This is a genomic window from Streptomyces sp. NPDC013455 (assembly GCF_040632975.1).
Taxonomy (GTDB): domain Bacteria; phylum Actinomycetota; class Actinomycetes; order Streptomycetales; family Streptomycetaceae; genus Streptomyces.
The window spans coordinates 546,939-560,968 of sequence record NZ_JBEYCX010000001.1 but is presented as its reverse complement, the minus strand read 5'-3'; the positions used below and the strand labels follow the sequence as shown (position 1 = coordinate 560,968).

Sequence of the window (14,030 nt, the reverse complement as noted above, 5' to 3'; positions counted from 1 at the left end):
TTTCCCGGCCTCCACGGAGTGTCTGCCGCGAGCCGGCCGCGTCAGAGGGAGCGGGCCGCCTCCAGCAGCGGCTCGAGGGACGACACGGCGACCTCGCTGCCGCCCTCCCGCAGGCCGCGGCGCCCGGCCTCGGAGGGGGCGTAGCCGATGAAGGGGAGGCCGAGCTGCTGGGCGGCGGTGAGTTCGGCCACCGAGGAGCTGATCAGCACGGCGGAGCGGGCCGGTGTGCCGGCGGTGTCCAGGGCGCGCCGCAGGCAGTCGGGGTGCGGCATCAGCAGGCCGAGGTCGTGGCGCCGGCCGTGCACACCGGCGAGCGGCAGGCGGTAGGGCTCCAGGTAACGGCGGACCGCCCCGGGGCCGGCGTCCGTCACCACGCTGACCGGGCGGCCGGAGGCGTGCAGGGCGCGGACGAGCGGGAGCGAGCGGTGGGTCGTGGGCGCGTCGGGTACGGCGTCCAGTTCGAGGGCGTCGAGGCGCTCCCGCAGCACGGGGCCGAGCCGGTCCTGGGCGAAGGCGCGCAGCAGGTCCAGCGGGTGCACGAACGCCTCCCGGCCGGCGGCGCCCGCGAGGGGGAGCGGCCGGCCCGCCAACGCCTCCTCGACGGGGCGGTGCTCGACCACCAGGGACAGCAGCTCGCGCACGGCCTCGCGGGCCCTGCGCGCGGGGAAGAGCCGGGCGAGGGGTCCGTCGAACCCGATCAGCACCGCCTCGGCGTCGCCGAGGAGGGCGGCCAGCCGGCGGCGCGACGGGGCCGGCCGCTCGGGCTCCGGCTGCGGCAGGGGCCGCCCCTCCGGGGCCAGCAGCACGCTGTACGACACGGCCAGCCCGGGCACCGGCCAGCCGCGCACCGCCGTGTTCACCTGCCGCTGGGCCGCGTTCACCCGGCGCAGCGGATGACGGCGGGTCAGCCGGGCGGCCGCGCCGCGCAGGTGTTCCAGCAGGAGCCCGCCGACACCGCTGGTCTCACTGCGGACGAAGGCGACCGGGTCGACGACGTGCCAGGACAGCTCCACCACGGCCGTGAAGGCGCCCGGGCCGGAGCTGGGCAGCGACACCGTGTGCCGGGCCTGGTGCGGGGTGAGGTCGACCGAGTAGTACGTCTCCGGGCGGGGCGGACGCGTGCCGTAGGGCCGGATCGGGTCGAGCAGGGTGAGCGGGCCGTCGGGCCGGGTGTGGACGACGGCCGTACGGCCCGGGGTGGGCAGGCCCAGCTCGCGCAGGTCGGGGCAGATGAAGGGGCCCTGGACCAGGTCCCGCTCCGCCGGTGCGGCGGCCGGCACGAGGACGCAGTACCAGGCGACCGGTGGGGTGTCCGGGGTGTCGTCGCGGTAGAGCGGCCGGAAGCGCGCGGAGCCCTGCGCGGCGGAGCTGGCGGCGAAGTCGTCGTACAGGGCGGGCGGTACGACGACCGTCACCTCCGCGGCTTCCCGCGGCGGCCGGGCGGGGGGCTGTCCGAAGGTCACCCGCAGCCGCGGGGGATCGGTCAGCCGGGCCCGGGCCTGGGGGAGTTCGCGCAGCACGGCGACCAGGACGGGCAGCAGGAAGACACCGGGTTCGGTGCGCACCCGGTAGCCGTCCGGGCGGACGTCCACCCGGTACCGGCGGGGGCTGAGCGCGCCGCGCGCGAGGACCTCGTGCACGGCGGCCTCCAGGGTGATGCGGGCCTCGGGGCGGCCGGCGAGCTCCTCGGCCGTGAAGTGGATCTCGGGTTCGGTCCCGGTCCCCCCTTCCCCTCCCGAATCGGCCCCGGCCTCGTTCTCGGCCCCGGCACCGGTTCCGTCCTCGCCCCCGGTCTCCGCCTCTCCCTCCGCCTCTTTCTCCGCCTCTTTCTCCGCCTCTGCCTCTTTCTCCGCCTCCGCCGCGCCCGCCCGGAGGCGGCGCACGCTGTCCTCGCTGACCGTGGCGAAGGGATCGCCCTCCACGGCCGTGCCCGCGCCGCGCGCGGCGGGGACCGACGCCCGGAACTCGCCCGGTGCCCGGCCCGCCGTGCGGTCGATGAACTCGCCGATCCGGCCGAGGAGTTCGCTGGTGCGGTGGCGGGCGGTGCGGGGCAGGCCGAGCAGGAGCAGCTCGCGTACGCCGTCCCGGAAGGCGTAGGCGCCGGGCGGGCCGCCCGGAATGGTGGTGAGCATGCCGCTGAGGATGACCTCGGCCAGGTGCTGGGGGCGCGGATCGGGTTCCACCGCGGCCTGCACCAGGCGCATCACCGGCAGGTCGGGGCGGCCCACCGCTAGATGGCCGGCCAGCCGGAACGCCTCGGGCGAGGCGGTCGCGCGGAACCGCAGGACCAGCTCCTCGGCGGAGAGCAGACCGACATCCGTACGGTCCTCGGCGTCCGCCGGCAGCGGACGGTCCAACGTGGCCACCGCCGCCGGCACCTCCGTACCGCCCGGAGTCGTCAGCAGCGCGGCCCAGTGCGCCAGCCAGCGCGGCTCCGGCTCCAGCACGGGGAGGAAGACCACGCCGCGCGCAGCACGCCGCTCGGCGTGCTCGCCGCGCTCGTATGTCCCGTACATCCCGTACATGCCGTAGGTCTCGTACGGCTCGGAGGTCTCGTACGGCTCGAACGCGAGCGACGCCGTGGGGGCCGCCGGGTGCGGGGCGGACAGCCGGCCGGGGGCGGCGGGCAGCGCCGTGTCCCGCCACAGGTGCTCGGGCAGCGGCTGAACGACGGCCAGCGGCATCCGGCGCGCCCAGCGGTGCAGGGTGGCGTACCACCGGTCTCCGGCGGGACCCTGCCGCCACTGCGGGCCCATGCAGTCGCTGATCAGCAGCGTGACGGTACGGCCGTCGGAGGGGGCGTGCGCGTCGGGGCCGTGCAGCGTGCCGTCCGCCTCGGCCCGGTACAGCACGACCGTGCGGAACACGCCCGACTGGGCCAGCACCGTGTGCAGTTCGCGGATCAGCGGGCGCCAGACCGGCATGGTGGGGCCGGCGTCGTACACCAGGTTCAGGCGCAGCCAGCGCTCGCGCGCCGGCCGCAGCACCGGCAGCCACCACTCGGGGTCGGCGCCCAGGCGGGCGATGCGGTCGGCGGTCGCCCGCTCGTCCAGTTCGTGGCCCACGGGGGCCTCGGTACGGCGTGCCAGCGGGCGCAGCGAGCGCTGGAGCGCGAGCGGGTGGCGCAGCATCGGGGGCGCCGGGGCGAGGAGCGAGGCGTGGGACCGGTCCGCCGCGGTGGCGGGGTCGCGGGAGGGGAGGTGCAGCGGGACCCGGGCGGGCGGGGCGGCGGGCCGGGCGGGTCCCGGCCCGCCGGTCTCCTGCCGGGGCGGTGGCAGGTCCGGGGACGGTGGCTCGGGCGGCGGGGCCGGCCGCCCGGTGGACAGGCCGGCGGTGGGCCGGTCGTCCACGGACCGGCCGTCCACGGACCGGCCGTCGGCGGCCGCGAGACCGGCGGCGTCGCGGTCGGCGGCGTCGGGGCCGGGGACGCCGGTACCGGGGGCGTCCGGATCGCCGGGCGTCATGTGCCGGGCCAGCCACAGCACTTCGGCCAGTTCCAGCGGGGTCGGGCGGGGCCCCTGGGCCGCCTGGGCCAGGACGTCGGCCAGGCGGACGAGGGGATCCGGGGAGCCGGGGCGGTCAGAAGACATCGGAGCCGGCCGTCTGCCCCAGGTACGGCATCAGCTGTTCGGCCAGCCGGTCCAGGGATTCGGTGTCCAGGTCGGCGGAACGGGCCAGGTAGATCGCGTTGAGGAGCTGGTCGGTGGCCAGGTCGCCGACGCCCGCCCGGGACAGGAAGCGGTCGATCAGGGTCCGCGCGTACGCGTCGGGTTCACCGAGGTGGGCGCGGACGATATCGGCGAGGTGCCGGTCGTCGGGCTGGCGCAGGTGCAGCGTGACACAGCGGCGCAGGAAGGCGGGCGGGAACTCGCGCTCGCCGTTGCTGGTGAGGACGACGAAGGGGAAGGCCCGGCAGCGGACCCGGCCGCGGGCCACCGGGACCCGCTCGTCGGTTCCGTCGGCCAGCACCTCGGCGACGCCGCCCGGCGCGAGCCGGGAGGCGCGCACCAGCTCCGGGATCTCGTACTGGCCCTCCTCCAGCACGTTCAGCAGGTCGTTGGGCAGGTCCAGGTCGCTCTTGTCGATCTCGTCGATGAGCAGCGCGCGGGGGCGGGCGTACGGCAGCAGGGCGGTGCCGAGCGGTCCCAGCCGCAGGTGGTGCTCGATGCCCGACCCGTCGGCCGCGCCCTCGGTTTCCTCCCGTCCCTCCGGCCCCTCCGGCCCCTCCGGCCCCTGCGCCCTTTCCGCCCGGTGCGCCCCGGCGGCCTCCTGCCGGGCCGCGTACAGCCGTGACAGCGGGTCGTACTGGTAGAGACCGTCGTGCAGCGTGCTGCGGCTGGTGATGTTCCAGCGCAGGACCGGGCCGAGCCGCAGCTCACGCGCGACCGCGTACGCGAGCGAGGACTTGCCGGTGCCGGGCGGACCGGTGACCAGCAGCGGACGGCGCAGGTACAGGGCCGCGTTGACCAGCTGGACCGTGTCCTCGGTGGCCTGGTACGTCTCGGCGCGGTGGGTGCGGTCGGGGGAGACGGCGGCGGCGTCGGCGGACGCGTCCGGCGCCGGGAGCACCGGCCCGCCGTCGAAGGCCCGCCAGGGCGGCGGCGGGGGCAGCTCGGTGATGCCGTCGTGCGGCTCGTTCGTACCGGTGTAGACGGGCCACAGGGGCATGGGCTTTTCTCCGTGGGGGGCGCGGTCGGTCGTGCGGTCGGTCAGGCGACGGGTGAGTGCAGGCTCGCGGTGGTCTCCGGGAAGCAGCGCGGGTCGTCCCAGAGCAGCTGGAGGTCCCTCGCCCAGTGCCGGTCCGGTTCCTCGGCGGCGTCCGCGGTCAGCCGCAGCTCCAGGACGTGCCGGGGCAGCTCGACGGGCGGGACGCCGGCGAGCGCGGCGGTGAGCTGGTCGAGGAACGCGGTGCCGGGGCAGGCGGGTTCCCGCCCGTCGGCGCCGGTCCGGGCCGGATCCTGTGCCGCGGCACCGGGCCGGGCCGCATCCGGTGCCGCGGCACCGGGCCCCGGCGCACCCCGTGTCCCGGTGCCGGGGTGCGGTGCTTCCCGGTCCGCTTCGGGGTCCGTGGTGTCCGCGCGGGGCGGTTCCCGGTCCGTGGTGCCGGGGCAGGACACGTCCGCGTGGGCGGCGCACGGGACGTCGGCCCGGGACCACAGCAGGACCGGCACGGGCACGGTGAGACCGACCTCGAAGTGCTGCCGTGCCACGGCCGGCGGCGCCGCGAAGCCCGCCAGCCCCGCGTCGCCGTCCCACAGCCGCTTGCGCAGACTCGGCGGCCGCTCCCGCGTACCGCACTCGACGCGGTGCACCTCGACACCGCCCCCGGAGTCCAGTTTCTGCCACTTCTTGCGCAGCTGGTGGCGGAGCCGGCCGCTGTGGTGGCGGGCGCGGTCGGCCACCACCAGGGGATAGGCGCAGCCGAGCGGCGTGCTGTCGTCCGCGCCGCACTCCCAGTGCGCCACCGCCTCGTTCAGCCACTCGCGCGGCAGGACGAACGTCACCAGCTCGTCGGCGTCCGGGGCGAGCTGGGCCACCGCGTCGTCGATACGGCTCTGGACGTAGGCCCGGACCCCATTGCGCGGCAGCCGGCGCGCGCCCACCGGCCTGCGGTGGCCGTCGCGGTACGCGGACACCTCCACGGTCACCTGGTCGGGACCGGCGCCACTGTGGTCGATCTCGACCACGACCGGCGACCAGGCCGGGGCCGCCGGCCCGGCCGGACCCGCCGGGGCGTCCGGCGCGGCGAGCGGGTCCGGCGCGTCGAGCGGGTCCGGCGCCGCCGGGACGCGTAACCCGGCCCCGCCGTCCAGCAGTTCGCCGAGCCGGTCGGCGAAGCGGCTCACCGCGTCCGGGTCCGGGACCTCCCACTGCACGTACGCGGCGGCCTCCCACAGGGAGGGGAAGCCGCCCGGCGGCAGGGGCGGTCCGAAGGCGCCCACCGCGTCCACGTACAGCCGGTTCGGGTCGCCCGCCCGGCCGGCACCGGACGCGGCCCGCCGCAGCAGGGCGTACAGCCGGCGGCGGGCGTCGTCCCGGTGGCCGGGCGTGGGCACCAGCTCGCCCAGCTCGGGCCAGTACCGGGCGATCACGTCCAGCGGCAGCATGCGTCCCTTGCGCACGTCCGGCGACCCGGCGGCCGCGGTGACCATGCCGGCCACCCTGCCGTCCGGCAGCGTCGCCGCCGCCCCGCTGAAACCGGCCACGAGCGGCTGCCCGTGCCCGTGCCACGCCACCAGCTCCAGCCACTCACCGGCGATCAACTGGCCGGAGACGGCCTGGTACTCGGCGAGCGTGCCCTCGTCGTAACCCTCCGGGAAGCCGTACGCGATCAGCTTGGGGCACGGCTCGGTGTACGCGGCGTCGGGCGGTGCGAAGCCGGCCGGGGCGAGCGGGACGGCGCGCTCCAGTTCGAGTACGGCGACGTCGCCGGGGTCGGTGGCCGCACCCGCCCAGCCGCCGTGCGCGACCACCGACGCGGACAGCTCGCCCAGCTCCCGGGCGTGCGGGAAACTGACGGTCACCGTGGCCCGGTCGCTCCACCGGACGACGTGCGCGCAGGTGAGCACCCGTCGCCCGCCGATCAGGAAGCCGGCCCCCACCTCGTTGCCGCAGGCGATCCGGGCGTGCCAGGCAGCGCTGCTCCTCACCGGCCGGCGGACTCCGGGTCGGGTGCGGGCTCGCCCGGCGCGCTCTGGCCCGGCACCGTCCGGGCCGGCGGGGCCGGCTCCGGCGCGGCCTGCTCCGGCTGCTGTCCCGGGGACCAGCTGAGCTTCACGACCAGGTGGCCCTCCGCCGACCCCTTCGCGATGACGGCACCGGCCTCCGCGGACAGCCGCACGCCGAACTCGATCTCCACCGCGTCGGGGCGCAGGCTCCCGTCCCGGAAGACCCGCAGCGCGGCCGCCGCGGCCGCGCGCACGCCGTCCAGCGCCCCCTCGAAGGTGCGGGCGGCCTGCGCCGGTCCGTCACCGCGCGAGACGAGGCGGGCACCGGACCGGGTGACCACGTCCTCCACCACCACGTGCGCGCCGTCCTCGGTCCTGAACTCCACCCATCCGTCCATGGCGCCGGCGGCTCCCCCGTCGTATCTGACTCGTGACCAACTCCCATGTTACGGACTGTGCTTCGGGTGTCACATCCTCGAACACATGTGGCGGAACACCTCCGGCGTGGCGAGAACCCGCCGCCGCGCCGGCCCGCCGCCTCCGGCCGGCCCCGGTGCGCCGCGCGCCGCCCGGCACCCATCGCGGCACCCGACGCGCTCCACCCGCACGAGAAGAGGCGTGGATGACCAGAGCACGAGGAGCAGGCAGACGCGGTACGGCCGTGCTGGCGGCGGCGCTGCTGAGCACCCTGCTGCCCGGCGGCCCGGCGGCCGCCCGGCAGGAGACCGCCGCCCCGCCCGCCGCCCGGCAGGGAACCGCCGCCCCGCCCGCCGCCCGGCAGGGGACCGCGGCCCCGCCCGCCGCCGGGCAGGGGACCGCGGCCCCGCCCGCCGCCCGGAGCGCCACCGGTGCGCCCGCCACCGTCACCCTCGTCACCGGCGACGAGGTGACCGTCACCGACCTCGGGCACGGCCGCCGCACGGTCACCGTGCGGCGGCCGCCCGGGGCCACCGGTGCCGTCCGGACCCGGTCGGACGGCGGTCACCTCACCGTCGTACCGGACGAGGCGCTGCCGTACCTGCGCGACGGGACGCTGGACGGGCGGCTGTTCGACGTCGGCGCGCTGATCCGGCAGGGACTCGCCGACGCCGGCGCGCTGCCGTTGATCGTGACGTACGACCGGCGGGCGCGGGCCGCCGTCCCGGCCGGCGCGCGCCGGATCCGCACCCTGGCCGCGCTGCACGGGGCGGCGCTGGAAGCGGACCGGGGCCGCACCTTCTGGCGGTCCCTCACCCGGACGCCCGGCATCGCCAAGGTCTGGCTGGACGGGCGGGTGCGGGCCGCGCTCGCCGAGAGCAACGCGCAGATCGGCACCGGCGCGGCCTGGGAGGCGGGGCTGACCGGCAAGGGCGTCACCGTCGCCGTCCTGGACACCGGCGCCGACCTCGGCCACCCCGATCTGCGGGGCCGGATCGGTGCCGTGCGGAGCTTCGTCGAGGGGGAGGAGGCCGCCGACCGCAACGGGCACGGCACCCATGTCACCTCCACCGTCGGCGGCAGCGGCGCCGCCTCCGGCGGCAGGGAGAAGGGGGTGGCGCCCGGCGCGACGCTCGCCGTCGGCAAGGTGCTCGGCGACCAGGGCTCCGGCAGTGAATCGCAGATCATCGCCGGGATGGAGTGGGCCGCGCGGGACGTGCGCGCCCGGATCGTCTCCATGAGCCTCGGCTCGACGGAGCCCAGCGACGGCACCGACCCCATGTCCCAGGCGGTGAACGCCCTCTCCCGGGAGACCGGCGCGCTGTTCGTCGTCGCCGCCGGCAACACCGGCGCCCCCTCCTCCATCGGCTCGCCCGGCGCAGCCGACGCGGCCCTCACCGTCGGCGCGGTGGACTCCGCCGACCGGGCGGCCCCCTTCACCTCCGCCGGACCCCGGTACGGCGACCACGCCCTCAAGCCCGACCTCGCCGCCCCCGGCGTCGACATCCTCGCCGCCCGCTCCCGGCTGGTGCCCGGCACCGGCGACTACACCCCGATGAGCGGTACGTCGATGGCGGCACCCCAGGTCGCGGGGGCCGCCGCGCTGCTCGCCGAGCGGCATCCGGACTGGACCGGCACGCGGCTGAAGGACGCGCTGATGTCCGGCGCGCGCCAACTGGACGACTCCGCCTACCTGCTGGGCGCCGGCCGGCTGAGCGTGCCGGACGCGGTGCGCGCGACGGTCGTCGCCACCGGCAGCGCCGACCTGGGCTTCCACAGCTGGCCGTACGAGGACGACGAGCCCGTCACACGGACCCTCACCTACACCAACACGACCGGTGAACCGGTCGAGTTGAGGCTGTCGGTGCGGGGCGCGCCGGACGGCGTCGCCACCCTCGGCCGGGACACCCTCACCGTCCCCGCCCACGGCACTGCCGGCACCACCGTCACCAGCGACGCCTCCAAGGCGCCGACGGGCCGCACCAGCGGGCGGATCGTCGCCGCCGGCCCGGCCGGCGACACGCTCGCGCACACCGTCTTCGGGCTGGTCAAGGAGGAGGAGCGGTACACGCTCACCGTCCACGTCAGGGACCGCGCGGGCGCCCCCGCCGCCGCCGACCTCACCCTCCAGCGGCTCGCCGCGGACACGGAGGCCCAGCCCGCCCACGTCGGCGGCTCCGGCACGCTCCGGCTGCGCCTCGCGCCCGGCACCTACTCCCTCGACTCCTTCCTCGACGTGCCCGGCGCCCACGGCGCCGACTCCCTCGGCCTCGCCTTCCTCGCCGCCCCGGAGATCACGCTCGACCGCGACCGGGACGTCACCCTGGACGGCCGGCGGCTCAGGGAGATCAGCGCCGACGTGGACCGGCGCACCGAGACCCGCCAGCTCGTCATGGAGTACGGCCGGCGGGCGAACGGAGCCGACCTGTTCGCCGCCGTCCAGGTCCCCCTCGCCTACGACAGCCTCTTCGCCGCGCCCACCCCCGGGGTCACCCAGGGCACCTTCGCGTACCGGACCGTGTGGCGGCTGGCCAAGCCGCTGCTGGAGGTCGCCGGGGTGCGGGAGGCCACCGTCCAGCCGGGCGGCACGCTCGTCGCGGGCCGCACGCGGCTGCCGCTGGTCGACGTGGGCGACGGGCCCGTCGGCGGGGTCGCCGGCAAGGCGGTCCTCGCGCATCTGGCCGCCGGCGCCGACCCCGTGGCGCTCGCGCGGGCCGCCCAGGACGCGGGCGCCCGGGCACTGTTCGTCACCGACGACGCCCCCGGCCGGCTGATGGCCTGGTGGGGTACGGACGACAACGCCGACCGGCCGCTGCCGATCGCCACGGTCGACCGGGCGGACGCGGCCCGCCTCAGGGCGGCCGGCCGGGCCGACCTGACCGGCACCCCCGACGCGCCGTACGTGTACGACCTCTCGGCGGGCCACGAGGGGGCCGTACCGGACCGCGACCTCACCTACGCCCCCGGCCGTGACGGACTGGCCGCCGTCCGCGTCCGGTTCCACGCCGCACGGACGCCGAGCGGCGGCGAGTTCCGCTACGCGGTCTCCGGCGCCTTCCCGATCGGCCTCGGCTTCCCCGAACGCGTCTCGCTGCCCGCCGAGCGCACCGACTACGTCTCCACCGGCCCCGGCCGGCTCTGGCAGGAGACGGTCACGACCGCCGACGGCGCGCTGGAGGAGCGCGGCGGGCCGGTGCGGTACGACGGCGGGTCGCGGCCGCGGCTGGACTGGTTCCGCCCGGTGTGGCACCCCTGGCTGGGCACCGGGCTGGGCTGGGGCCAGCAACGCGCCGGGAACCTGCTCCGGCTGAACACGCCCGGCTGGGGCGACTCCGGGCCCGACCACACCGGCTTCGGCGACGTGTGGAGCGACGGCAGCGGGATGAGCCAGACCACCGCCGTGTACCTGGACGGCACGCTCGTCGACCGGGGCACCGGCTCCGCCGTCCAGGTCCGGGACGCGCCCGCCGACGAGCACGCCTACACGGTGGTCACCGACACCGCCCTGGACGCCGGGCGCTGGCCGGTGGCCACGCGGGGGCACACCGAGTGGACCTTCCGGTCCGCGGCCACCCCGGAGGACCGCTGGACCGCCCTGCCGCTCGTCAACCTCGCCTTCGACGTCCCCACCGACCTCGCCGGCCGGGTGCGCGGCGGCCACCGCACCCGTGTCGGGCTCCGCGCCGGCCACATGGCGGGGGCGGCCGGCACCGGGGCCCTGGGCGGCGGCCGCCTGGAGGTGTCCTACGACGACGGTGCCACCTGGCGGCCGGTCCCGCTGACCGGCGGCCCGGGCGCCTCCTGGCGGGGCACGCTGGACGTGCCGCGCGGCGCCGCCCACGTGTCCCTGCGGGCCTCGGCCCGCGACGACCGGGGCGGCTCGGTGACCCAGGAGGTCATCCGGGCGGCCGCGGTGCGCTGAGCCCGGGGCGGGGGTGGCCCGCGATGCCCCGGACCACCCCCAGCTCCACCAGGTCCTGCGGCCGGATGCGCAGCTGTCCGGCGGTCGCCGCCACCTCCTCGGGCGGGCGTTTCAGGATGGCCGCGGCGAGCTCCGGGGCGATCACCGAGAAGTAACCGTCCGGGGCGATCCAGGTGTTGCCGGGCGCGGCGAGCGCCAGGGCGCCGCCGGAGCCGCCCTCGCCGATGACGAGGGTGGTGACCGGCACCCGGGCGGCGGCCACCGCGCCGAACACCTCGGCGATCGCCGCGCCGACGCCCTGCCGCTCCGCCTCCGCGTCGTTCGCGGCGCCCGGGGTGTCCACCAGCGTGAGCACGGGGATGCCGAGCCGGTCCGCCAGCCGGATCAGCCGGGCGGCGGTGCGGTACCCGGCCGGCCGGGTCGCCGTGCCGGTCTGCGCCGCGTAGGCCACGGTACGGCCGTCCCGCTCACCGAACCCGCACAGCATGCCGTCGGGGTCGCTCCCGCCGCACCGGTCCCCGGCGATGGCCGCCCGGTGGTCGAAGTAGGCGTCCAGGTAGGCGTGCGCCCGTGGCCGTCCGGCGTCCCGGGCGCGCCGGACGGCGTCCATGCCGGTGGTGGGCAGCCCGCCCGCACCGAGCGCGGCGGGAACGGGCGCGGGTTCGCCCGGCCGCCCGGCCGCCGCGCGGGACAGCAGCCGCAGCCACCGCCCCAGCGTGTCCCGCAGCTCCCGCGGGGGGACCACCGCGTCCGCCGAGCCCGCCGCCACCTGCGCCTCGGCCGTGTAGGCCGCCGGGTCGGCGCCGGGCGGGCGGACCCGGGAGCCGGCGAAGCCCACCTGGGCGTCGGGCAGGGCGAGGATCACGTCCGCGCCCGCGCCGAGCGTGGCCCAGCCGCCGCCGGTCGTCGGGTCCCGCACCACCGCGATCTGGGCCAGCCCGGCCTCCCTGGTCCGCGCGGACTCGCGGGCCACCCGCTGGAGCTGGGTCAGCGCGAGCATGCCCTCCTGCATGCGGCTGCCGCCGGTCGCGGTCAACGGCACGACCGGGAGCCGGTGTTCCCGGGCGTGGCGGTAGGCCGCCTCCAGCCGGTCCCCGGTGCGCCGGCCCAGGGATCCGCCCAGGAAGCCGAACTCGAAGGCGATCAGTACGGCCCGGGTGCCCCGCACGTCCGCGGTGCCGCAGACGACCGACTCCCGCTCGCCGGTGCGGTCGGCGGCCCGGGCGCGTGAGGCGTCGTAGCCCTGCCAGCCGAGCGGGCCGTCCGGCTGCGACTCCCCTGGCGGGTCGGGCAGTTCGCGGAAGGTGCCGGGGTCCGCGACCAGCGCCAGGACCTGTCGCGCCGAGAGCCGGTCAGGCATCGGGCAGGGCCCGCTTCATGATCTTCCCCATGTCGTTGCGCGGGAGCGCCTCCAGGTACCGGACGACCCGGGGGCGCTTGTGCGGGGCCAGCCGCCCCGCCACATGGTCCGCCAGCTCCCGCGCGCCGGGCGGGTTCCCCGCGTCCGCCGGCACGATCCAGGCCACGATCCGCTCGCCCAGGTCGGCGTCCGGCTCCCCGGTGACCGCCGCCTCCCGCACCCCCGGGTGCTCCAGCAGCGCGTTCTCGATCTCCCCGGCCCCGATCTTGTAACCGCCGCTCTTGATCAGGTCGGTGGCCTTGCGCCCGACGATCCGCACGTACCCGTCCGGCTCCCGCACGGCCATGTCCCCGGTGCGGAAGAAGCCGTCGGAGGTGAAGGCGGCGGCGGTGGCGTCGGGCCGGTTCAGGTACGCGGTGAACAGGTTCGGGCCGCGCACCTGGATCTCGCCGACGCTCTCGCCGTCGTACGCGGTGATCTCCGTGCCGTCCTCCTCCACCAGCCGCAGTTCCACGCCCGGCAGCGGCACGCCGACCGTTCCGGCCCGGGCCTCGCCGTCGGCCCGGACGCTGGTGTTCATCAGCGTCTCCGTCATGCCGTACCGCTCCAGCACGCGCCGGCCGGTGGCCGCCGCGATCCGCTCGTGGTCGTGGACGGGCAGCGCGGCCGAGCCGGAGACCAGCAGCCGGGCCCGGGCCAGCGCCTTCGCCAGCTCCGGGTCGTCCGGCAGGGCCTCGGCGATGCGGTGGTACATCGTCGGCACCCCGAACATCATGGTCGCGCCGTCGTTCAGCTCACGGGTCACGCCCTCGGTGCCGAAGCGGCCCAGGTGCCGGACGCAGCCGCCGCGCCGCAGCGGCCCGAGGACGCCCAGCACCAGCCCGTGCACGTGGAACAGCGGCAGGCCGTGCACCAGTACGTCGTCGGCGGTCCACTGCCAGGCGTCGGCGAGCGCGTCCAGCGTGGTGGCGAGGGCCCGGCGGGGCAGCACCGCGCCCTTGGGCGGGCCGGTGGTGCCGGAGGTGTAGACGATCAGCGCGGGATCGCCGTCCTCGGCCCGCTCCGCGGGCACGCCGGCCCGGGCGGACGCGTCGACGTCGACGCGCGCGAGGTCCGCGAGGACCGAGGGCAGTTCGGCGCCGGGCGCGGCCAGGACCAGCGACGGCGCGCTGTCGGACAGGATGTGCGCCAGCTCCTTCCCGCCCGACTTCGGGTTGAGCGGCACCGCGGCCACGCCGGCGAGCAGCGCGCCGGTCACCGCGACGGCGGTCTCCAGCTCCGCGGTGGCCCACACGGCGACCCGGCCGGCGTCCCGTACCCGGGCGGCGACCGCGCCCGCGGCGCCCGCGAGTTCGCCGTACGTCAGGGTCCGCGGCCCGAACCGCAGGGCGACCCGCTCGCCCGGACCGTCCGTCAGGGCGGGAAAGAGAGAGGACACGCGGCGCACTCCTTGGCTGTCGGGAAGAGCTGTCGGGAAGAGCTGTCGGGAAAAGCTGTCGGAAAGAGCCGTCGGGGGACGACGCCACGATTATCCGGCCGGGACGGGCGGCCCGGAGGGCGAAACGGCGTCACCGGCGGCACGGCCGACGGCGCCGGCCCCCGCGGAGGGAAGGCGAGCGCGAGGTGTTCCGGCGCACCGGTGCTTGTTAGCCTCGCAGCCGCA

The 14,030-nt window shown here is 77.4% G+C and carries 7 protein-coding genes; 1 reads left to right on the top strand and 6 read right to left on the bottom strand.

Annotated elements, in window-relative coordinates; genetic code table 11:
• Window positions 1–41: 41 nt before the first annotated feature.
• From ABZ576_RS02485 to ABZ576_RS02470, 4 genes are read right to left on the bottom strand one after another with little or no spacing between them, the layout of a single operon-like run.
• The gene (locus tag ABZ576_RS02485) at window positions 42–3,590 is read right to left on the bottom strand and encodes an SAV_2336 N-terminal domain-related protein (protein WP_360734933.1); all 3,549 of its coding nucleotides are present in this window, start codon (window positions 3,588–3,590) and stop codon (window positions 42–44) included.
• A complete protein-coding gene (locus tag ABZ576_RS02480; RefSeq protein WP_360734931.1) occupies window positions 3,580–4,668 on the bottom strand; it encodes a MoxR family ATPase in 1,089 nt (362 codons plus the stop codon). Before ABZ576_RS02480 ends, ABZ576_RS02485 begins: the two co-directional genes overlap by 11 nt.
• A gap of 41 nt (window positions 4,669–4,709) precedes the next feature.
• The gene (locus tag ABZ576_RS02475; RefSeq protein WP_360734929.1) at window positions 4,710–6,650 is read right to left on the bottom strand and encodes a trypsin-like peptidase domain-containing protein; all 1,941 of its coding nucleotides are present in this window, start codon (window positions 6,648–6,650) and stop codon (window positions 4,710–4,712) included.
• A complete protein-coding gene (locus tag ABZ576_RS02470; protein ID WP_360734927.1) occupies window positions 6,647–7,066 on the bottom strand; it encodes a CU044_2847 family protein in 420 nt (139 codons plus the stop codon). The genes ABZ576_RS02475 and ABZ576_RS02470 overlap by 4 nt, the downstream gene beginning before the upstream one ends.
• 224 nt (window positions 7,067–7,290) lie before the next feature.
• Here ABZ576_RS02470 and ABZ576_RS02465 point away from each other — a divergent pair, with 224 nt between their 5' ends.
• Window positions 7,291–11,007, top strand: a complete 3,717-nt coding sequence (locus tag ABZ576_RS02465) for a S8 family serine peptidase (protein WP_360734925.1) — start codon at window positions 7,291–7,293, stop codon at window positions 11,005–11,007.
• Here the strand turns inward: ABZ576_RS02465 and ABZ576_RS02460 are convergent.
• Both ABZ576_RS02460 and ABZ576_RS02455 read right to left on the bottom strand, forming a co-directional pair.
• On the bottom strand, window positions 10,982–12,367 hold the full coding sequence (locus tag ABZ576_RS02460) for a carboxyl transferase domain-containing protein (RefSeq protein ID WP_360734923.1): 1,386 nt from the start codon (window positions 12,365–12,367) through the stop codon (window positions 10,982–10,984). The genes ABZ576_RS02465 and ABZ576_RS02460 overlap by 26 nt on opposite strands.
• Window positions 12,360–13,805 (bottom strand): acyl-CoA synthetase, encoded by a 1,446-nt coding sequence (locus ABZ576_RS02455; RefSeq protein WP_360734921.1) that lies wholly within the window; start codon window positions 13,803–13,805, stop codon window positions 12,360–12,362. The genes ABZ576_RS02460 and ABZ576_RS02455 overlap by 8 nt, the downstream gene beginning before the upstream one ends.
• Between the last annotated feature and the right edge of the window lie 225 nt (window positions 13,806–14,030).